21 protein-coding genes and 1 tRNA gene are annotated in these 19,121 nt (G+C 52.9%); 9 read left to right on the top strand and 13 right to left on the bottom strand.

All coding sequences use genetic code 11. The features are described 5' to 3' along the window. Positions 1 to 2: 2 nt before the first annotated feature. The 3 genes from PUV54_RS14070 to PUV54_RS14060 all read right to left on the bottom strand — a co-directional run bounded on the left by PUV54_RS14070 (position 3) and on the right by PUV54_RS14060 (position 1,453). The gene (locus PUV54_RS14070; protein ID WP_274492900.1) at positions 3 to 344 is read right to left on the bottom strand and encodes a YciI family protein; all 342 of its coding nucleotides are present in this window, start codon (positions 342 to 344) and stop codon (positions 3 to 5) included. Further along, entirely contained in the window at positions 344 to 706 is a 363-nt protein-coding gene (locus PUV54_RS14065; RefSeq protein ID WP_274492899.1) for a YciI family protein, read from the bottom strand. Before PUV54_RS14065 ends, PUV54_RS14070 begins: the two co-directional genes overlap by 1 nt. Positions 707 to 790: 84 nt before the next feature. After that, positions 791 to 1,453, bottom strand: coding sequence for a Fe2+-dependent dioxygenase (locus PUV54_RS14060; RefSeq protein WP_274492898.1), 663 nt, complete (start codon positions 1,451 to 1,453; stop codon positions 791 to 793). 77 nt (positions 1,454 to 1,530) lie between these two features. Here PUV54_RS14060 and PUV54_RS14055 point away from each other — a divergent pair, with 77 nt between their 5' ends. Both PUV54_RS14055 and PUV54_RS14050 read left to right on the top strand, forming a co-directional pair. After that, the gene (locus PUV54_RS14055) at positions 1,531 to 2,376 is read left to right on the top strand and encodes a hypothetical protein (protein ID WP_274492897.1); all 846 of its coding nucleotides are present in this window, start codon (positions 1,531 to 1,533) and stop codon (positions 2,374 to 2,376) included. A gap of 50 nt (positions 2,377 to 2,426) precedes the next feature. After that, entirely contained in the window at positions 2,427 to 3,815 is a 1,389-nt protein-coding gene (locus PUV54_RS14050) for a Y-family DNA polymerase (protein ID WP_274492896.1), read from the top strand. Between the two features lies 1 nt (position 3,816). Here PUV54_RS14050 and PUV54_RS14045 read toward each other — a convergent pair whose 3' ends face one another. From PUV54_RS14045 to PUV54_RS14030, 4 genes are all read right to left on the bottom strand, one after another. Continuing rightward, entirely contained in the window at positions 3,817 to 4,728 is a 912-nt protein-coding gene (locus PUV54_RS14045; RefSeq protein ID WP_274492895.1) for a hypothetical protein, read from the bottom strand. Positions 4,729 to 4,772: 44 nt separating this feature from the next. Further along, on the bottom strand, positions 4,773 to 5,741 hold the full coding sequence (locus PUV54_RS14040; RefSeq protein WP_274492894.1) for an SDH family Clp fold serine proteinase: 969 nt from the start codon (positions 5,739 to 5,741) through the stop codon (positions 4,773 to 4,775). Positions 5,742 to 5,831: 90 nt separating this feature from the next. After that, positions 5,832 to 6,854 (bottom strand): D-alanine--D-alanine ligase family protein, encoded by a 1,023-nt coding sequence (locus PUV54_RS14035; protein ID WP_274492893.1) that lies wholly within the window; start codon positions 6,852 to 6,854, stop codon positions 5,832 to 5,834. Between the two features lie 134 nt (positions 6,855 to 6,988). Then, positions 6,989 to 7,834 (bottom strand): AAA family ATPase, encoded by an 846-nt coding sequence (locus PUV54_RS14030; RefSeq protein WP_274492892.1) that lies wholly within the window; start codon positions 7,832 to 7,834, stop codon positions 6,989 to 6,991. Between the two features lie 140 nt (positions 7,835 to 7,974). Here PUV54_RS14030 and PUV54_RS14025 point away from each other — a divergent pair, with 140 nt between their 5' ends. Beyond that, positions 7,975 to 10,557, top strand: coding sequence for a zinc-dependent metalloprotease (locus PUV54_RS14025; protein ID WP_274492891.1), 2,583 nt, complete (start codon positions 7,975 to 7,977; stop codon positions 10,555 to 10,557). 101 nt (positions 10,558 to 10,658) lie between these two features. On the opposite strand, the gene PUV54_RS14020 is transcribed toward PUV54_RS14025, so the two are convergent. After that, positions 10,659 to 11,174 (bottom strand): GNAT family N-acetyltransferase, encoded by a 516-nt coding sequence (locus tag PUV54_RS14020; RefSeq protein WP_274492890.1) that lies wholly within the window; start codon positions 11,172 to 11,174, stop codon positions 10,659 to 10,661. Next, positions 11,171 to 12,115 (bottom strand): isopenicillin N synthase family dioxygenase, encoded by a 945-nt coding sequence (locus PUV54_RS14015; protein WP_274492889.1) that lies wholly within the window; start codon positions 12,113 to 12,115, stop codon positions 11,171 to 11,173. Before PUV54_RS14015 ends, PUV54_RS14020 begins: the two co-directional genes overlap by 4 nt. Before the next feature lie 120 nt (positions 12,116 to 12,235). Between PUV54_RS14015 and PUV54_RS14010 the strand changes: the two genes are divergently transcribed. Together PUV54_RS14010 and amaB are read left to right on the top strand one after the other, a co-directional pair. After that, on the top strand, positions 12,236 to 12,985 hold the full coding sequence (locus tag PUV54_RS14010; protein ID WP_274492888.1) for a VIT1/CCC1 transporter family protein: 750 nt from the start codon (positions 12,236 to 12,238) through the stop codon (positions 12,983 to 12,985). A 25-nt stretch (positions 12,986 to 13,010) separates the two neighbouring features. Then, the gene (gene amaB / locus PUV54_RS14005; RefSeq protein WP_274492887.1) at positions 13,011 to 14,498 is read left to right on the top strand and encodes an L-piperidine-6-carboxylate dehydrogenase; all 1,488 of its coding nucleotides are present in this window, start codon (positions 13,011 to 13,013) and stop codon (positions 14,496 to 14,498) included. A 39-nt stretch (positions 14,499 to 14,537) separates the two neighbouring features. Here the strand turns inward: amaB and PUV54_RS14000 are convergent, their stop codons facing one another. Together PUV54_RS14000 and PUV54_RS13995 are read right to left on the bottom strand one after the other, a co-directional pair. Further along, positions 14,538 to 14,735, bottom strand: a complete 198-nt coding sequence (locus PUV54_RS14000; protein ID WP_274492886.1) for a CsbD family protein — start codon at positions 14,733 to 14,735, stop codon at positions 14,538 to 14,540. A gap of 115 nt (positions 14,736 to 14,850) precedes the next feature. Further along, positions 14,851 to 15,024 (bottom strand): DUF1328 domain-containing protein, encoded by a 174-nt coding sequence (locus PUV54_RS13995; protein ID WP_274492885.1) that lies wholly within the window; start codon positions 15,022 to 15,024, stop codon positions 14,851 to 14,853. Between the two features lie 184 nt (positions 15,025 to 15,208). Between PUV54_RS13995 and PUV54_RS13990 the strand changes: the two genes are divergently transcribed. From PUV54_RS13990 to PUV54_RS13980, 3 genes are all read left to right on the top strand, one after another. Continuing rightward, on the top strand, positions 15,209 to 15,835 hold the full coding sequence (locus PUV54_RS13990) for a hypothetical protein (protein WP_274492884.1): 627 nt from the start codon (positions 15,209 to 15,211) through the stop codon (positions 15,833 to 15,835). Between the two features lie 128 nt (positions 15,836 to 15,963). Then, positions 15,964 to 16,221, top strand: a complete 258-nt coding sequence (locus tag PUV54_RS13985) for a hypothetical protein (protein ID WP_274492883.1) — start codon at positions 15,964 to 15,966, stop codon at positions 16,219 to 16,221. Between the two features lie 441 nt (positions 16,222 to 16,662). Then, positions 16,663 to 17,181, top strand: coding sequence for an RNA polymerase sigma factor (locus tag PUV54_RS13980; protein ID WP_274492882.1), 519 nt, complete (start codon positions 16,663 to 16,665; stop codon positions 17,179 to 17,181). A gap of 58 nt (positions 17,182 to 17,239) precedes the next feature. Here PUV54_RS13980 and PUV54_RS13975 read toward each other — a convergent pair whose 3' ends face one another. Beyond that, entirely contained in the window at positions 17,240 to 17,761 is a 522-nt protein-coding gene (locus PUV54_RS13975) for a Dps family protein (RefSeq protein ID WP_274492881.1), read from the bottom strand. 122 nt (positions 17,762 to 17,883) lie between these two features. Between PUV54_RS13975 and PUV54_RS13970 the strand changes: the two genes are divergently transcribed. Then, on the top strand, positions 17,884 to 18,060 hold the full coding sequence (locus PUV54_RS13970; RefSeq protein ID WP_274492880.1) for a hypothetical protein: 177 nt from the start codon (positions 17,884 to 17,886) through the stop codon (positions 18,058 to 18,060). 923 nt (positions 18,061 to 18,983) lie between these two features. Here the strand turns inward: PUV54_RS13970 and PUV54_RS13965 are convergent. After that, positions 18,984 to 19,073, bottom strand: a tRNA-Ser gene (locus PUV54_RS13965). Positions 19,074 to 19,121 lie beyond the last annotated feature (48 nt).

Genomic DNA, 19,121 nt, shown 5'->3' with positions numbered 1-19,121 from the left:
ATTTAGCCTTCGATATTCCAGACAGGGCGGACTTCAACATGACCTAGCTCCGCACACGGACAACGCGCTGCCCAGTCCAGCGCCTCGTCAAGATTTTTAGCGTCGATCATGTAGTATCCGCCGAGTTGCTCTTTTCCGTCGGCAAAAGGGCCGTCCTGCACTTGTGTCTGACGCACCCGTTTCGCCTCTCGCGAATGGACCAGCGGTTCGCCGCCGATAAACGCGCCGGATTTTTTCAAGGCCTCAGAATAAGCCATATAGGATCCGAAAATCTCATTACGCTTGTCTTCAGGCATTTCGTCCCAGACATTTTCGTCATCATAGAGAAGAAAGAGATACTTCATTATTCTTCTCCCTCGTATTCCATGACTGGTCTGGCTTCAACAACACCGTTCTTCGCCGCTGGACACCGCGCAGCCCAATCGGCGGCGGCGTTCATGTCGGCCGTATCGATGATGAAAAAGCCACCAAGCTGTTCTTTTGCATCCGGAAAGGGACCGTCCTCGACCTTGCGAACGCCGTTGCGAACAGAAACGACAGTCGCCGACGACGGCGGTTCAAGCGGCGCGCCGCTGATGAATACGCCCTCTTTTGTCATGGCGTCGCCATAGGCGTACCATTCACCCATATAGGCGTCGAATTTTTCTTTGTTGTCGCGTAAGGCGAAATCTTCTGGCGCTTCACTGGCCAGCAACATGACTTTCATAAGGTAACCTCCTGATCCGCGCATATCCGCGCTTTGTATAAACCAAGACGTTTAATTCTGCGCGATTTCTACACGGCGCCAGAATTATTCGCCAAATAGCCGGAGCAAATTATTCCTGACGTTCAATAGGCGATTATGTGTTTGGCTTGGCGCGTTCACATCACGCAAGTCAGCCAGGGTCTGTTCTATCTCAAACAAAAGGCCGCGTTGTTCAGCCGAGCGGATGCGGCTTTTCACCCATCCAATACAACAGATGCGCTCGCCTGTCGTCACTTCGTCAACCCGGTGAACGGAGGATGAAGGGTAAAGAACGAGGCTGCCGGCCGATCCTTTTATTCTGTCTTCATGCCCTTGGTTGTCGATGACGAGTTCGCCTCCCGCATATGTATCCGGGTCGGTCAGAAATAACGTGAAGGAAAGATCGGTGCGGAGATTGTTAATGTATGGCGCATCCACATGATCGCCATATGACATGCCTGGGCTATAGCGGTTGATCGTTGGGCGAATGAAATCGGCCGGCTGCGCGGCTGCCTGAAAAACCGGGTGTGCACGCAGAGTATCGAGAATTTTGCTGACCGAGCCTTTAACGGGCGGCGCGCTGGCGGCAGCCTGCGTGTTTGATTTTACGGACTTCGCCCCGCCCTTTGCTGTTTCTTTTCCATCGCGCCACAGCGCAGGATCGCCCACAGCACTAACAATCGCCTCACACTCTGGCGCGGACAAAATCTTGTCGATCTGCAACAGCATCTATTTCCCCAGTTAAGAATCATTTGCATCTAGTTGCGGTTCCTATAGCATGAGGTCGAAATGATTGGAGGGGCAAGATGACCAGACGCCTGAAATTGATGACAAGTCTTTCAACAATTGCTGCTGTAAGCGCGCTTAGTCTTGCTGGTTGCGGCGGCGAAGGGGAAGGCGAAGGGGCCGAAGGCGAAAGCGAAGGAACACCCGTCGCTGCATCAGGTGAGAGCGAAGGGCTTTCGGCTGAATCTGAAGGCGAGGGTGAAAGTGAAGGCGGCGAAGGCGAGAGCGAAGGCGCTGTAGCCAGTGGAGATCCCGCTACGGATGATATTGAATACCTTAGACTCCTCGGTCTGGTACGTGGGCACCTTGTTGCATTTTATGAGTTATATCAGGGTGGCGAAACAACGATGGCGCTCATGCACGTCAAGCACCCAGAAAGCGAGCTTTACGCCTCTCTCGCTCCAGCAATTGCAGCGCGCGGACTCTCCGGCTTTGCTGACGAGCTTACTACACTCGCAAACGCCGCAGAAGTAGGCGGTGAAGTCACGGAACCTTACAGCGCTGTGATCACACAGTTAAATTCGCATGCCCCTGGATCAAGTGTCGCGCAGCAACTCCTTTCAATCTCGCAAATCGTTCGCACAGCCGGTGATGAATTCGACATTGGCGTAGAGGACAACGGTTCCATTTCAAACGCACATGAATACCAGGATGCGTACGGTTTTCTGATCGCATCCCGCGAAATCCTTTCAGGTATTTCGACCACCGATATCAATGCGGTTGAGGCCATCGAAATGGCGCAGGAACAGATCGCGCTTGCACTCGGCGTGTTCGAAAGCCTCACCGCCAGCGAAACCGAAGGGGAGGCCTCGACCCTTTATGGCGCGGCGGCCCGCATAGAGATTGCAGCTCGCGGCCTGATGTAGAAATCAAAGGCGTATAGACGCCTCCGTATAAATGTTCTATATTTGTTCTCATGCCGCAGGTGGAGAACATCGATAGCCTGAGAGACCGGTCAGGGAATGTGAAAAGCTACCGGCCTGTAGACGGGCTTGCCTACCTGTTTATTGATTTTAACGCCTATTTTGCTGGCGTTGAGCAGCATGACTATCCAGAACTGCGCGGCCGCCCGGTCATCGTGTCTCCCCTGAAGTCCGAGCATACGAGTGCGATCGCCGCAAGTTATGAAGCACGCCCCTTTGGGATAAGACGGGGTACGAAAATAAGCGAAGCGCGAGAGCTTTGTCCTGATATTGCCGTCATGCCCGCACGCCATGACCGGTATGTCCAGGTTCATAAACTTCTGATGGCTGAGATCGAACGGCATCTGCCGCTTGAAAAAGTCTATTCCGTCGATGAGGCGGCTTTTCGTTTGTCCCGTTCTGAACGCGAGAAGGAAAAAGCGATCAGGACGGCCGAAGCCGTCAAACGCGGCCTCGCTGAAAATGTCGGGCCGGCATTGCGTTCTTCAATCGGACTGGCGCCGAGCAGACTTCTCGCCAAGCTTGCGGCGGAACGGGTCAAGCCGGATGGGTTGACTGTACTTGAGTTGCAAGACCTCCCGCATTCGCTGGCAAACATGCCGCTCACGGATATTCCCGGTGTGGGGTCTGGCGTAGCGGCGCGTCTTGCCCGTTCAGGGATTACGGATTTTACCGCGCTCTGGAACATTGAACCCAAACGCGCCCGCGCCATATGGGGGTCAGTGCAGGGCGAACGCTTCTGGTACCAGTTGCACGGTTTTGAAGTTGACGAGCCGCCAACCAAGAAGTCCATGATCGGTCATAGCCGGGTTTTGTCGCGCGAGCATGAAGCGCCAAACGAAGCGCGGATTGTGGCGCGCGCATTGTTATTGAAAGCCGCCAGCCGGCTTCGTCATTATCACATGTTTGCATCTTCTTTAAGCCTTTCGATCCGGCTTCGCCCGGATGGCGGCTGGGCGAAGGCGCGGCGGTTTTCACATTCTCAAGACAGTTATCTATTTTTGAAATCGCTTGATGACATGTGGGGTGAATTCCTCGCTTATCGGCGAAAGGAGTTAGCGGCGGGCCGGCTTGGCGGTGTAACGGTTTACCTTCATGGGTTGTCAAAAGCGGGGGATGCGAGTGTCGAACAATTCGATCTTTTTGAAGAACCAGAGTTGAAACACGGGGATGGCCGCCGCGCCGCGCTTTGGCGCGCCATTGACCAGATTAACGCCGACCCGGATTCAAAATTTCGCAGGCTTGGAAACATCCGCGACAATATTCTCCCACCGGCGCATCGTCATGTGATGCTGGCAAGCCAGGCTGGGCTCGACCTGAACTACCTCGGTGCGAAGATCGCTTTCTCCCGCGTGCCGGAAGAGGCGGAGTTCCTGTATTGAATTATACCTCAACGCCCGGTGCGATTGGCTCTTCCAGGTTTTTGGCGCGAACGGAAAGATGCGACGCCATAAAGTGAATAGCCGATAGCATTTCCGCTGTCTGGTCGGCAGAGGGATACGTCGCCCTCAATTTCACATGCCAGCCGAATGTTTTGACCAGCCAGATTGAAGTTTTGTAGCTCACGCCGTTGCGTTCGCCAATGTCAAAACCACCAGCGATTGGTTCTTCGATACCGTCCAACAAAGCCGCCACTTCGGCGCTTTCATCACCGGCTTGAGGCGACGCAATTGAAACTGACGCAGGGCCTTGAACGTCAAAAGTCTGATAGATTGCTGCGCCAGCATTGGCGGCATGATCTTCCAACGTGATTTCCGGCCAATAGCTGGCGAAAACGGTGATCATATCGCTGTTGTCATTAGCGACGTAATGGCATCCGACGTCACGTCCGATATCGTCGAATTGCAGAAGGCGTTCGAGCACGAAAACGCGCGTATCTTCGGAAATCTGAATGCCGTAAGGGCAGCCAAGCCCGCTCTCCAGATGGGTGTATCTGTTGTCTACATCGCTCCATCCCGCCGGTGGCAGGGCGTTTTGGGTTCTGACAAAGTACGAAGCTGTGGCTTCTTTACCTTCTATGTTGCGAAAGGATTTTTCACTCGCGCTGAGATTGCCGGCAATGCTTTCATGTTGAGACAGTTTCGTATCTGTGGACGCGTTAAGCGGCGTATCAGAAACATCAAGAGTTGCTTGCCTGAATGAAAATTTCTGAAGTATGGAAACGCGCGAGAGGTCGTCAAGGCCAAGAAGATCATGTGCGGAAGATGCAAAAGCCAGCCGTTCTGTTTGGGGAGCGCTGGCGCAAGCAAGCAGCAGCAACGGTGTTGCAAGAGCGGTGAAAAAACGAAATAGCATGAAACTTCCTGACAGGTTTGAGTACTTTAAGTAAGAGAATGGGATCAGTTGTCGCCTCGACGCCAGAATGGTTTGCGATCAGTCTTGTCTGAGGCTTGCGCTTTCAACTCTTTCGGGTTCCAGGGCCCATAGCTGTAACTTCTCGCGCCAGGTTGCGGCTGATAGCCGGTCAGCGTCACGCGATGTTCGGCAGTAGCTGCATGCGGCTCTTCTTCAAGATACTTGACGCTTTTTGTGCGTCTTAGGGAATCCGGGAATAGCGCCATCATCTCCATCAGATCTTTCGGCATATCGTTGGAAACATTAAGGCCCAGCTCTCGGGCTTCGCCATAGGCAATAGGATAATCATGGGTCCAACGACCGGACGAAAGCTGTTCGGAGATGCCGATCGCTGCATTTTCCGAAACCGTTCCGGTCAATAGCTCACGAGCGATCTTTTGAAGCTGCGTAATAGCCATTGCGCCGACATCGGCTAGCACAAGCGTATAGTCTTCAGTGCTTTGTATAGGCTTCTCGTTGGCGACCCGAACAACGGATGCGGCGGGCAAGCCCCCGATTTGCGGATCGATCGGGCCCAAAACCGCATGCTGGCTCAAAACAATCTCATCAGCAGCAAGCGCGATCAGCGTGCCCCCCGACATCGCGTAGTGCGGGACGAAGACAGTCGTCTTGCCGGGATGCGCCTTGATCGCACGGGCTATCTGCACGGCGGGAAGCACCAACCCACCGGGCGTGTGCAAAATTAACTCAAGCGGCTTGTTCGATGGCGTTTTCCTGATTGCATCGAGAACATCTTCGGCATCATTCAAGTCGATATAGCGCAACATGGGTATGCCAAGCAGGCCCATGGGCTCCTGACGATGCACAATCGCGATAATGCGGCTTTTGCGTTTGCGCTGGATCTTGGAGAACTTGTTGACAAGTTCGGTGTGCTGCTGGCGCGCGCTGATGCCGCGCATGATAAAGAACAGCAAAATCAATAATATGGGCAGCGCGCCCCAAAGACCTTCCATGCCCCGATTACCCCTCTACGCAGAACAACCCGAAGAGCTTACGGACTTTTTGGCTACGGGGAAAGGGCAGGCGCGCCCGCAGCCCGGAAATCAAAGGCTGATCAGGCCGTTACGGCGCATACTGTCGGCCAGAATGGTTTCCATAAGCTGCGGGTGGGTGAACCCAGCATAACTCGCGGCTTTGCCGATCACCTTTTCCGACCAGAGATTGCAGTTCAGATTAATCTCAATGAAATTGATTTCCCCCGCATTGCGATCAAGGCGAAACTCTAGCCTGCCGAAGTCAAACGGCTCGAACCGGCGGGCGACACGGTTCGCCAGTTCAGCAACCTTCGGCGCCCATTCCGGGTCGTCAAAAACCTTGAGCGTGCTTTTTTCCGTATTCGGTACAAGATCGCGTTTTTCATAGTAGGTCCATAGACGAGATGTATCTTCACGCTCATAAATCAGCATGGGAAGCATTGCTGGCCCGCCAACGCTGATAAAAGGAACCTGAACGTCATAGCCATCTAGATAGGGCTCGACGATGGCGTCATGTCCCTGCGCATGAATGTCAGCGACCGCGTTAGCGACATCCGGCCAGTTATATGCGTCAGAGATGCCCCAGGACGCGGAAGATGCGTTTGGCTTAATCACCCAGCGTTCAGCTTTGGGGCAATCTGGTTCCTGCACCGGCGCGCCGCGGCGATAACAGGCCCAGGGCGCTGTCGGAACATCCGCGTTTTGCGCAACAAGTTTAGAGAGGTCTTTGTCGTCCCCTAATCCGCGGATGATCGGACTGCCGCCGACATAGGGAATGCCGTGCATATTGCATAGAAGCGGGATCATCATTTCCGAATTCATGAACCCGATGCGGTTTAGCAACGGAAACACAAAATCCGCTTCCGGTTTTTCGTATAGCGCACGAACCTTGTCGGCGATCTGAAGGTTCAGGTTTAACGACTCAAGGCTTGATCGAACCTCGTGGTGGTAGATCGCGTGGTTACCGTCTTCAGGATGTTGGCCGCCGCCCCAAAGCGCGTGTTTAGCTAGAAAAAGGACCCGAATGCGCTTTCTGGCTTCATCAGGAATTTGCAATGGCGCAACCGCGCGTGAGGGGTCGGTGTATGGCATGGGTCAGTCTTTCCGTTCGCGGGAACGACCTGTAATCGTCCTGCGAGGCGTTAATTTTAGCGCCTTCATTGAAGAACTCAAAGGCAAAAATTCAAGAATTTAGGCTGGTATTGATAACGCTGAGGCGAATTCGCCTAACTCGTTTCACGCCGCGCGAGAAAAGCCAGCCTCTCGAACATATGGACGTCCTGCTCGTTCTTTAAAAGTGCGCCGTGCAGCGGAGGTATAGCCTTGCGCGGATCACGTTCGCTAAGGATCTCCTCTGGCAAATCTTCGGACATCAAGAGTTTCAACCAATCGAGCAGTTCCGAGGTCGACGGTTTCTTTTTCAGGCTGGGTACTTCACGTATCTCGTAAAAGATCTTCATAGCGTCGCCAACCAGACGCTTCTTGATGCCAGGATAATGAACCTCAACAATCTCTGACATGGTATCTGGATCGGGGAATTTTATGTAATGGAAAAAACAACGGCGCAAAAATGCGTCCGGCAATTCTTTCTCGTTGTTTGATGTGATGATCACGATTGGGCGCTGTTTCGCTGTGACCGTTTCACCTGTCTCGTAAACATAGAACTCCATCCGATCGAGTTCCTGAAGAAGGTCGTTGGGAAACTCGATATCCGCCTTATCGATTTCGTCAATCAACAAAACAGGGCGCTGGTCGGCGGTAAACGCCTCCCACAGCTTTCCCCGCTTGATGTAGTTCTTTACATCGCGAGCCCGTTCTTCACCGAGCTGACCGTCTCTCAGGCGAGCGACGGCGTCATATTCATAAAGCCCTTGATGTGCTTTGGTGGTCGATTTGATGTGCCATTCAAGAAGGGGGGCCCCAAGCGCCTTGGCGACTTCAATCGCAAGAACTGTCTTACCCGTGCCGGGTTCGCCTTTGACCAGCAACGGTCGTTCCAGCGTCACGGCGGCGTTTACAGCCACTTTCAGGTCTTCTGTCGCTACATAGTCTTTCGTACCGGCAAATTTCACTCAAACGCCCCTTTTCCTCAAAAAACATCAGACGAATATAGGGATGGCGTCTTCCAACGCAATTCTGCGACGCAGCACCCCTTTGATTTTCGCGGAGATTTCCGGCAGCTTCCCGGCAAATACAATTCAAGGGGACTTAAATGCGCCTTTACGCCTTTGCTGCCATTGCACTTATCGCCGCTGGTTGTTCTTCGCCAGAAACGCCTCAACAGAGCACAGAGCCAGAACAGACCATAGAGGCTCCTGCGAATGTTTGGGTTGATGAGTCGGTTGCTGAACTGACACGTAAAGACGGTTTCCTGACATTGTTTGCTGATGAACAAGGCGGCAAGGTTTTCGCGGTCTTTCCAGCACCTGATACTGAAGGCGTATCGCTTAGGGCTATTTACGCTTCAGGCCTTACATCTGGCCTGGGTTCAAATCCTGTTGGGTTGGACAGGGGTTTATTCGACAACGGTTCTTTGGTCGCGTTTCGGAAACTGGGCAACAAGTTGATCGCCGAACAGGAAAACTGGACTTATCGCGCGAGTTCCGACAACGCGCTTGAACGTAGAGCTGTAAGAGAGTCATTTGCCCGTTCATTTTTATGGTCTGGCGATATCAGCGCCACAGGTCCGAACGGTCAGATACTCGTTGATATTTCAAGTTTTCTGACGCGGGACTCTCTAGGCATAGTTTCATCCTTGAAGAACCACCCGAGAGGCGGGTCATTTTCTATAGCGAGTGATAGGACCTTTCCCGATGCAGCGAACGCACTCGCCTTTCCTGACAATGTTGAATTTGACGCCTTCATGACGCTGACGAGCGATAGTCCTGGTTCGGAAGTGCGTGCAACGGCGGCTGACGGCCGGTCGATCACGCTGGTGCAGCATCATTCATTGGTGCGCTTGCCTGAAGCAGGTTATGAGCCGCGCGCGTTCGACCCCCGTTCCGGTGCAATTGATGTTCCGCATTACGATTTTTCATCACCACTGGAAGAACCAATTCTGCGGTCTGTTGCGCGAAGGTATAGGCTGGAAAAAGAAGACCCCACACAAGCGGTAAGTCCGGCAAAAGAGCCCATCGTGTTTTATGTTGACGCCGGCGCACCTCCGCAAATCAGTGAAGCGCTGATTGAAGGCGCATCCTGGTGGGCTGATGCGTTTGAGGCGGCCGGTTTTGAAAACGCCTTTCGTGTGGAACCGCTGCCTGAAGGCGTTCACCCGCGAGACATTCGCTATAACGTAATCTCGTGGACCCACCGTCAGACCCGTGGCTGGTCCTATGGCGGCGGCGTTCATGACCCGCGCACCGGAGAAATGCTTAAAGGAAGCGTTATTTTGGGTTCCCAACGGGTACGTCAGGACAGGATGATCTTTGAAGGTCTCGTCGGCGCAGATAATTCGGGTGAGGGCGGACCGAATGATCCGGTGACCATCGCCCTTAATCGCATCAAGCAACTCTCTGCGCATGAAGTCGGCCATTCACTGGGTTTTGCACATAACTTTGCGGCTTCTTCCAATGATCGCGCGTCAGTAATGGACTATCCGGCCCCGCTAGTTTCCGTAAGCTCTGACGGAACGCTTGATCTTAGTCAGGCTTATGATGACGGCATCGGCGAATGGGATAAGCTTGCTGCAACTTGGCTTTATGCTGAATTTCCTGAAGACGCTGACGAAGAAGAGGAGTTGGAAACCATTCTGCGCGAAGGGTACGCCAGCGGTTTGATGTTTGTTGGCGACCGGGAAGCGAGAAGCGTTGCGACGGCCCACCCTTATGCAAGCGTTTGGGACAATGGCGCTGACGCAGTCGCTATGTTGCGACAGACTATGAACGTGCGCCGCATAGCCCTTGAAAATTTTGGCGCGCGCGTCATCAAGGATGGCTCTGGCATGGCTGAGATGCGCAGCGTGCTGGTGCCGATCTATCTTTACCATCGGTATCAGATCGCAGCGGCCGCAAAATCAGTCGGCGGATTTGAATTTTCCTATAATGAAAAAGGGGACGCGCTTACGCCTGGCGCACCCGTTAGTGACGAACGCCAGCGCGAAGCCTTGGCAGCGCTTGTCGAAACACTGGATCCCGCCGCGTTGGCGCTGCCTGACAGTCTCGTGAATCAACTGACGCCACCACTTGGCGCCTTTGGCTCGAACAATATTGCGGAAACGTTTGCGAGTGAAACAGGTCCGGTATTTGACGTGCTTACGGCGGCGGACAGTGCTGCTGCCATCACTATTGGCGCACTTTTGCATCCTGACCGGACGGCTCGGCTGGCTGACTATCAAAGCCGGCAGCCGTCGCGCCTTGGCGTCAACGACGTGCTCACCTCAATTGAACAGCAGATTTTTGCGAGTCAGCCTTCGGCAAGGAGGCAGGCGATTGCGCAACGGCTTCAGACACGATTTGTTTCTACACTGATTGCATTGAGTGGCGGCGCGCCTTCGGAAGGTGAAGCTCAAGCTGCCGCTGTAGGGCTTTCAAACGGAGCGGGTGCGACGGCGCCATCAAACGTACAGGCGATAATTGATATGTATCTAAAGGGCCTTCGCACCCGATTATCGCCAGGTTTGTTGGAAGGACAGACACCCGATCGTGCGCACCGCGAATGGTTGATCGCCAATATCGAGCGGCATTTTGATCGTCCCGCGCCAGCGCGTTCCGGCGTTGTCGGCGCGCCCGACGTCCCGCCGGGAAGCCCGATCGGATCGCCGGGGTTTATGGAAACGTGCTGGCACTGCGAGTAATCTAGATCATCGGGCGATAAGGTTAGATCATTTGATGATCTAGATTCTTATTTGTTGCGCCGGATTTGCGAAAACCGGATTCGACTTTTTCGCCCGGCTCTCTAGCTTTTCAGGCGTTTGACCATCGCGATGCGCGGCTTTGCATGAAAGCCATACTCAGCCTCAGTAGACTGAACCGAGGCTAGCTCAGGCTCGTCGGCGCCGGGCGTATAATCAGAATAGCCGATTGAACGGTAAAAAGGCGCGTTCCACGGCACCTCGGTGAAAGTAGTCAGGGTGATCGCAGAATAACCGGCGTTTCGCGCCCATTCCTCACCCTTATCGATCAACGCTCGCCCGATACCGTGCTGTTGAAATCGCGTGGCGACGGAAATTTCGGTAATGTGCGCGTGTCCGTCTACAGGCCATAACAGAATGAAACCGGACGGCTCTCCCTCGCTTTCCGATACGAAGAGGGCGCCTTCATTGATGCCGCGCAAATGCTCTTCCTCGTCGCGTACGGCTCCATCCGCACAAAAGTCATAGCCAACAGCGCGATAGGCTTGTGCAGCATCATGTTCAATTTCGCATAGGGCCGGAATATCTTCCTTGACGCCCGTTCGGATCGAAAACGTCACGCTGTCAGACCGATTTCTTTGAGGCGTTGCCGGAGAAAATCATCGGCGCGAATATCAGGGTGTTTTGCGCCGCCATTACGGCAGCTTTCGATGCATGAAAGCATAGCGTCAGGATGAGGGTGCATGAAGAATGGCATGGAATAACGTGAAACGTTCGGCCCGGTCGGATTGACCACGCGATGGGTAGTCGCTGGTATAACGTCATTCGTAATCCGCGCGAGCATATCGCCCGCATCAACGATCAGGTTTTCCGGGTCCGTATCAATCGCCAGCCATTTGCCGTGGCGGTCCAGAAGTTCCAGCCCGCCGCCTTCGGCTGCGACAAGGATAGTGATGAGGTTGATATCCTCATGCGCCGCTGCGCGGATCGCGCCGGGGTCTGCGCCATCAGGAATTGGCGGGTAATGCAACAATCGAAGAATTGAGTTTCCATCGGTCGCCATGTCGCGAAAGTAGTCGCGTGGCACATTGAGCGACGGGGCCAGCGCTTCCAGCATAACAAGGCCAGCTTCTTCAAGCGCGTCGAACAGTTCGAGAAATGTATTGCGAAACTCTGATGGCTCGTCCGGCCAGAGGTTTGGCTCGTATATTTTTGCAAGCGGAGAAGTTGGCTCAAACTCACGGCCCACATGCCAGAACTCTTTCAGGTCCGGGTGCTTTGAATCCTTAGCGTGTTCCTTACCAAACGGCGTATATCCGCGCTGGCCGTCCGCTTGAACAAAGGGTGATTTTTCTGCGTCGCTCAGAGCGAAAAAAGCTGCACTTTGGTCGTACGCGCGAGCTAATAACTCATGGCTGACTTTGTGATCTTTTAATATGATGAACCCGAAATATTTGAACCCTTGAAAAAGAGCTGCTTCGAATTCGGCGCGCGCAGCCGCATCGCCGTCTGTATAGGCGCGAAGGCTCAGCTCAGGCACAGATGTATATTTTTGGGTCATGTCGCTCGCTATATTCAAAAGACGCAAACGGGCGTGGGTTTAAGTCCTGCCGCGATCACACGCAACACGCTGGCGTAAAGAATTGACGAAACTGAGCGGCAAGCCGCATAACATCCGGCGATGGACCCAGATACCAGCACCGATGATATAGAACACGGTCATAGTCCGCGAGCGATTGCAGAGCGGTTAAAGGAAGGGCCGGAGATCAATTATCTCCGCGACTGGGTGCTCGGCGGGATCGACGGGGCGGTTACCACCTTTGCCATTGTCGCCGGTGTCGCGGGTGCGGCGCTTTCAACCAAGGTCATTCTCATACTGGGGGCCGCAAACCTTCTCGCTGACGGGTTCTCCATGGCCGCTGGAAACTACTCCGGGGTCAAAGCTGAAAAGGATGAGTATGAACGTCTCAAGCAAATGGAACTGCGCCATATTGCGTTGACGCCGGAAGGTGAAAGGGAAGAGGTCAGGCAGATTTTCGCCGCCAAAGGTTTTGAAGGCGATGACCTTGAGCGCGCTGTCGAGATCATCACCGAAAGTCAGGAACGCTGGGTGCGCGTCATGCTCGAGGAAGAACACGGCGCGCCAAAAGTAGAGCGTTCAGCGGTGAAGTCGGGACTTATCACTTTTGCGGCGTTCTTTATCTGCGGAGCTGTTCCCCTGGTGCCGTTTCTGTTCGGAGGGTTGAGCAACGCGCTAGTCGTTGCCAGCGTCATGACGAGCGCCGTGTTTTTCGGCATCGGCGCGGTCAAATCGAAATGGTCAACAGCGCGTTGGTGGTGGTCTGGCCTTGAAACATTCGCTATTGGCATGACGGCCGCCGGCGTCGCGTATCTGGTCGGGGCGTTGCTGAAAAGCTGGGTAGGGGTGTAGTCCTCGGTTCCCAGAGGAGACACAAATGAACATCACTGACATCATATCTCGCCTAGGCGTTGACGAAGCTGCACTGAAAAACGGCGAACTCATAGTCGATACGCCGATTGACGGCTCCGAGATCGCGCGGATCGCCATGGATGATGCGGCGGGCGTAGAAACAAAGATCGCCCAATCTCAGGACGCGTTTTTGCAATGGCGATCTGTCCCGGCGCCGCGGCGCGGAGAACTTGTCCGGCTGCTGGGTGAAGAGCTGCGCGCCCACAAGGAAGACCTCGGCAGGCTGGTCACTATTGAATGCGGGAAGATCCTGTCCGAAGGGCTCGGCGAAGTGCAGGAAATGATCGACATCTGCGATTTTGCAGTTGGTCTTTCACGGCAATTATACGGATTGACGATCGCCTCTGAACGCCCTGGTCATCACATGCGTGAAGCGTGGCAACCATTGGGGCCGGTCGGCATTATCTCGGCGTTCAATTTTCCTGTCGCGGTCTGGTCATGGAACGCGGCGCTGGCGCTTGCATGCGGCAACTCGATCATCTGGAAACCGTCGGAAAAAACGCCTCTGACGGCACTCGCGACACATGCGCTGCTGCACCGTGCAATCAAGAAATTTGGCGACGCGCCAGCTGGATTGTCATCATTGATTATCGGCGGGCGTGAAACCGGGGAACAACTCGTGGACGATAGAAGGGTCAGGCTTGTCTCCGCTACCGGATCAACGCGCATGGGCAGAGAAGTAGGTCCCCGCGTCGCCAATCGTTTCGGCCGTGTTCTTCTCGAACTCGGCGGTAATAACGCCGGCATCATCGCGCCGTCTGCTGATACAGAACTTGCGTTACGGGGTGTTTGTTTCTCAGCGGCTGGCACAGCGGGTCAACGATGCACGACATTGCGGCGCCTGTTTGTTCATTCTTCGATTTACGACGAGTTTGTGCCTCGGCTGAAAGCCGCTTACGCGTCTCTGCCCGTGGGGGACCCGCTTGAAACTGGAACGCTAGTCGGTCCTTTGGTTGACAAGGCTGCGTTTGATCGGATGCATTACGCCCTTGATCGCGCCAAGGTGCAAGGCGCGACTATCACAGGTGGAGAACGCGTCGGCGACAGTGGCTGGTATGTAAGGCCCTCCTTAGTAGAACTCCCCAAACATGACGGTATCGTTTGCGAAGAAACTTTCGCGCCAATTCTTTATGTAATGAAATATAACGACCTTGATGAAGCCATCGAAATGCAAAACAACGTAGATCAGGGATTGTCGTCCTGCATATTTACCCGAGATGTTCTCGAGGCTGAGCGTTTTCTGTCCGCGACGGGGTCTGATTGCGGCATCGCCAATGTGAATATAGGCCCGTCAGGTGCAGAGATCGGCGGCGCATTTGGCGGCGAAAAGGAAACGGGCGGGGGCAGGGAGTCCGGTTCCGACGCCTGGAAAGCCTACATGCGCCGCCAAACCCAAACGGTAAACTATTCCACGGAATTACCTTTGGCTCAGGGCGTTAAATTCAATATTTAGAGGTCCGCAACCAGGGTTTTAATTAGCGGCTAAGCTTTATTATACCTGTGCGCGCCATTCATCGATGCGTTTTTTGGCTTCTTCTCGTTCAATGCCGTAACGTTCTTGAAGCTTGCCGGTGAGCTTTTCGACATCGCCTTCGACTTCCATCAGGTCATTGTCGGTAAGCTCGCCCCAGGTTTCTTTGGCTTTGCCTTTAAGCTGGGTCCATTTGCCTTTGATCTGATCGTCGTTCATCGTTTTTTCCTTTCATTGGCTCCATAGAGTGAACACAAAAGAACTGGCTCGGGTTCCGGTTGCAAAAAAAGAGGCGCTTTAAAAGCGCCTCTTGAGGGAACACCGTGTTTTGTTCTTAGACGGGCGGTCGGCCGCGAACTGCACGCGCAACCATCGCCAACAGGAACAGTACGATAAAGATAAAGAACAGAATTTTCGCAATGCCGGCAGCGCCAGCGGCAATGCCGCCAAATCCGAAAACAGCAGCGACAATAGCGATAATAAAGAATGTGAGCGCCCAACCGAGCATAGCAACCTCCTTTGATCAGCGCACTTCGTTAAAACGTCATCTTTAAATGACGGTTCAAGCTCTAAACACGCAATGATTTGAGGCGTTCCAAAATTTGTTTGGTGAAAAGCGCATATAAGTACGCGCTACGTCAAATTTTTTGGAATTATTGCGAACTTTTCAGGCAATCTTGTGTTCGAAAATTATGGTTCAAGGTAGCTCGAACATAGAAGTAAACATCCTCGGTGAGGATTATGTACGACAATATGTAAATCAGGAAGATTTACCGGACAGTATTCGCAAGTCTGTGGAACAAATGCTTATTGATGACGAACGGGCTCGTGCGCTTGCCCGAAAACTGTCGAACAGTAAGCCCATTCGAATTTCCTGGCGCCTGCAACAACACATTAGATTCGCAATCGCTGAATGCTGCGCCGTTCTTAGTGATTATATGTATTATTCACAAAAGGCAGGCGGATCGTCGCTGCTTGAGCGGATCGCTGCGGAATGCGCCGAACGGAGGATGGAGATTTTATCAGGCCTTTACAGCTTGATGCCGGATGCGCCCCGGAGAGAGAGCAATGTTGATATTTCACCCCGTCAAATGGAACGTATTAAATTGGAGGGTCCCGGCCTGAGGGCTTTGTTGCGCCGCGATCGCACATTAAAAGCCGTCCTGGAACGGGCATTTGAAGAGGTTCAGCAACCGCTGATTAAGACGCGAATCGCTGACTGGATTGCTGCAATCGAAGGCGATCAACAGTTGGTCCGCTGGCTAGAGCGCCGTAATCCCTTTATTGTCGAGCCACAAAGAACTGCACGATATCAATAAATTAGCGGGTTTAGGACCAGATTTCCGCCAGGATTGAATAGCCACTATATCTACTAGCTTAAGCTACAGTATTAGCGTAAGTAACGTCAGTTGATCAAAAGATCGTTGATGTGGAGTGTCCTGGCGCAATGCCCGAACGTGAGAATCTGAAAAGAACTGAAAAACTTCAGCTTATGCTGGATGAAAAAGAGCTTCAGGCAATTGACGATTGGCGCTTTGAAAACCGCATGCCGACACGTGCGGCCGCGATCAGGGAATTATTGCGACGGGGTTTGATAGCGACACCGCATTTCGAGGAACCCGATGCAGAAGCCACAACTCGTGACTTTGGCGTTGTAGACGAGACTGTGGAAGCCGCATTGAAAAGCAGCGCTGACAAGTCTTAGCGTTTTTTAATTACTGTCCATAAGTTCAGATTTGGCCGATATGAAGTGAAGTTCATGACTTCATGTTCACGCCTAACATGTAATTTTTGAAAGCTTAAATCCATTGTCATGAGACTTCTGTAACGTGCGCTTCTGAGAATGTGGCGACCGTGTGGCGTGATTTTTTCTGTGTAAAATTCTCACCTAGAAATCAGGCCCTTACGAGCACCCACGTAACCTGATCAACATACGTATGTGACGGCTGTTGCCGCGCTTTCATCAGCTCTGTCACTTGCCCTTCCTCCACATCTTATTGTCGTTGCGCTGATGCTGTTAATGACTAAGTCTGCGTTACAGGCATGAGCAACTTAAGTTCAACAAATGGCGTACACGAATTGTTTTGATTTTCGTTTTCTTTGTGCATATCCAAATCAGCACCCGAAACAAATCGAGGTGAGAAAAATGACCGCAACGTTTTCTAAAGATGAACTTACTGAAATTCTTCCGGCGCTTCACAGGTTTGCGCTTTCTCTTACGCGTAATCAGGAGCGGGCAGAAGATCTTGTTCAGGACAGTGTTGAGAGAGCTTTGCGTAAGGCAAGCTATTATCAACCGGGCACAAATTTTCGCTCATGGATGTTTACGCTGTGCCGTCGCCTGTTTCTCAATCAAATTCGTAAACAGAAAACACAGGGCGTGCATGTCGATATTGACGATTCTCCGCAATCGACTTTTGCTGCGGCGCCGTCGCAAGAATCTGCATGCGAATACCGTGAGGTAATGGAGCAATTTGAAAAACTGCCCGAACGTGATCAGGATTTGATTTCGCTGGTTGCTGTTGACGGGATGAAGTACGCCGATGCGGCCCGTAAAATGAAAACACCTGTCGGTACAATCCGATCACGCTTGTCGCGGGCGCGAACGCGGTTGAAAGATATGTCTACAGCCGCCCCCCGTAAAACTATGGCGAAAGCAGCTTGAAGAGATTAATATTTAAAATGAACGGAGGGCGAGACATCGCCCTCCGTTTTTCTTGAAGTTACTTCTTTTCTTCATGGCCGACCAACATCGCGTTAAGCATCCATGCAGCCTCTTCATGAACGCCAATTCGAGCGGTTAATAAGTCCGCTGTGTAAACATCTCCAGTATTGTCAGCTTCTTCCACAAAATCTCTTAGCTGCGCCGCCACAGCGATGTGATCGCTTGCCAATTCGGCTATCATGTCTCCCGCTGAAGGCGTACCTTCAACGTCACGAACAACATCATTGTCCGCATAACCAGCAAGTCCGACAGGGGCCGCAAAGCCTATTGCGCGTATTCGTTCGGCAATCGCGTCCGCGGCCTCAGCAAGATCCAGGTATTGTTCGTCTGTCAGCTTGTGCAGGCTATAGAAAAGCGGCCCTGTCACGTTCCAATGATATGCATGGGTTTTATGGTAGAGCGTATAGGTGCTGGCAAGAGCGGCACCCAGCATGCCTGCCAGTGTTTTCCGATCAGACCGTGCTACGCCGCCGCCACCGCCGAGTTCTATGGCTCGCGCTGAATAAATCTCGTTTGTCATCATTCCTCCGTTTGTTTTGCATCCACTAAAAACAACACGCAAAAAGGCGATGAGTTCAGTGAAAATGGGGAACGAATACGACTGGTTGGTGTTTATTGTACAAGCAATCAATGGAGCAAACCATGAATGGCAAGAATTTAGTTGTTGTGATTATCGTAGGCGTACTGGCTGTCTTTGGCGCAATCTATCTATTTGATGAAGCAAATGACAGCGATCTTGAAAATGCCGCAGAAGATGTCGGTGATGCAATTGATGACGCAGCCGATGAGATTGATGACTCGGTCAACGATAATAACTAAAACTTTGCCTAGTGTTATGCAAAGAGCGCCTCGTTTACGGGGCGCTTTTTTTGTTGTTGCGAGATAAATGCGCCGGCAGAGAGCGGGGCCGGGGGCGGATGTCTCCGCCGGCGCTGCGCGTCCTAGTCCCCCTAAGACAACGCGCACCAAGCTAACGTGAGGGCGGTCTGATAGTTCCGGCGTCGGGCACAGCCAATTATTACAGTTAGTACAAGGATGAAATATGTCTAATATATCTACAGACGTTGCATTGTGTTTGGGTAGCCACAACTAAGGCATTTGCCAGGGTACTCAAAACCGCGATTGCTGCATCGATCAAGTTCGCAGCCGCTTTCCCCGCAGTTGGAGCATCTATAGACCGGCTTGCCGCATGTCTGTCTGTTTCGTTCGCCTTCACAGGATGCGCGCTTCGCAAGAGGAGCTTGTTGCGGTTTCTGGCGACGCCATCCGCTCACCAGCAAAAACACAATGAAGAAGACAATCGGCGCTGCGAGCGTTTTAAACGCTAACTCCATGGCGACGAACAAATCCATTGCTGTCCCTCTTGCGATGTTGGCGCCAGACCTATTCTAACTCTTGCCATCTGATGACGACAAGAACGGCTATAGAGGCAGTTGTGTGCCGGGTAAAATCTGCAACCCCGGGCGGGTAAACTTCGAGGAATCCCGCATTTGGTGGAAGGTTATCCTCATCTTTCTGGCAGGCCTTATATTTGGCGCGTTGTTTTAATCGCCAGATTGAGGAGGTGTTGAGTGCTGCATCAGGAGTTGGGTTCAGAGACGAGTAACCGCTCGCACGAGGGCACGAACAGAATTGTACAACATAGCTCTGAGTGTTTTGTACAAGATGACGTCAGAACGCAGTGAGCACGGGCAATCCAGCGTAGCGACGGAGAAGAAAGGTTGTACAGGAAATTCTTCAAGTGGCGGAGGGGGTGGGATTCGAACCCACGGAACGCTCACACGCTCAACGGTTTTCAAGACCGCCGCATTCGACCACTCTGCCACCCCTCCGGGCCGCGCAAGAGCTAAACGGCCCCAGCGCGAAATGCGAAAAGCACA

The organism is Hyphococcus flavus (assembly GCF_028748065.1).
GTDB lineage: Bacteria > Pseudomonadota > Alphaproteobacteria > Caulobacterales > Parvularculaceae > Hyphococcus > Hyphococcus flavus.
This window is presented reverse-complemented; position numbering and strand designations above follow the sequence as displayed.

Coding starts and splice junctions, on each gene's coding strand:
- PUV54_RS13995 (WP_274492885.1), bottom strand. CDS start 15,024: ATGCTCGGTTGGGCGCTCACATTCTTTATTATCGCTATTGTCGCTGCT.
- PUV54_RS14025 (WP_274492891.1), top strand. CDS start 7,975: ATGCGCCTTTACGCCTTTGCTGCCATTGCACTTATCGCCGCTGGTTGT.
- PUV54_RS14065 (WP_274492899.1), bottom strand. CDS start 706: ATGAAAGTCATGTTGCTGGCCAGTGAAGCGCCAGAAGATTTCGCCTTA.
- PUV54_RS14045 (WP_274492895.1), bottom strand. CDS start 4,728: ATGCTATTTCGTTTTTTCACCGCTCTTGCAACACCGTTGCTGCTGCTT.
- PUV54_RS14015 (WP_274492889.1), bottom strand. CDS start 12,115: ATGACCCAAAAATATACATCTGTGCCTGAGCTGAGCCTTCGCGCCTAT.
- PUV54_RS14040 (WP_274492894.1), bottom strand. CDS start 5,741: ATGGAAGGTCTTTGGGGCGCGCTGCCCATATTATTGATTTTGCTGTTC.
- PUV54_RS14035 (WP_274492893.1), bottom strand. CDS start 6,854: ATGCCATACACCGACCCCTCACGCGCGGTTGCGCCATTGCAAATTCCT.
- PUV54_RS13975 (WP_274492881.1), bottom strand. CDS start 17,761: ATGACAAACGAGATTTATTCAGCGCGAGCCATAGAACTCGGCGGTGGC.
- PUV54_RS14070 (WP_274492900.1), bottom strand. CDS start 344: ATGAAGTATCTCTTTCTTCTCTATGATGACGAAAATGTCTGGGACGAA.
- PUV54_RS14050 (WP_274492896.1), top strand. CDS start 2,427: ATGCCGCAGGTGGAGAACATCGATAGCCTGAGAGACCGGTCAGGGAAT.
- PUV54_RS14060 (WP_274492898.1), bottom strand. CDS start 1,453: ATGCTGTTGCAGATCGACAAGATTTTGTCCGCGCCAGAGTGTGAGGCG.
- PUV54_RS14010 (WP_274492888.1), top strand. CDS start 12,236: ATGGACCCAGATACCAGCACCGATGATATAGAACACGGTCATAGTCCG.
- PUV54_RS13985 (WP_274492883.1), top strand. CDS start 15,964: ATGCCCGAACGTGAGAATCTGAAAAGAACTGAAAAACTTCAGCTTATG.
- PUV54_RS14000 (WP_274492886.1), bottom strand. CDS start 14,735: ATGAACGACGATCAGATCAAAGGCAAATGGACCCAGCTTAAAGGCAAA.
- PUV54_RS14055 (WP_274492897.1), top strand. CDS start 1,531: ATGACCAGACGCCTGAAATTGATGACAAGTCTTTCAACAATTGCTGCT.
- PUV54_RS13970 (WP_274492880.1), top strand. CDS start 17,884: ATGAATGGCAAGAATTTAGTTGTTGTGATTATCGTAGGCGTACTGGCT.
- PUV54_RS13980 (WP_274492882.1), top strand. CDS start 16,663: ATGACCGCAACGTTTTCTAAAGATGAACTTACTGAAATTCTTCCGGCG.
- PUV54_RS13990 (WP_274492884.1), top strand. CDS start 15,209: ATGGTTCAAGGTAGCTCGAACATAGAAGTAAACATCCTCGGTGAGGAT.
- amaB (WP_274492887.1), top strand. CDS start 13,011: ATGAACATCACTGACATCATATCTCGCCTAGGCGTTGACGAAGCTGCA.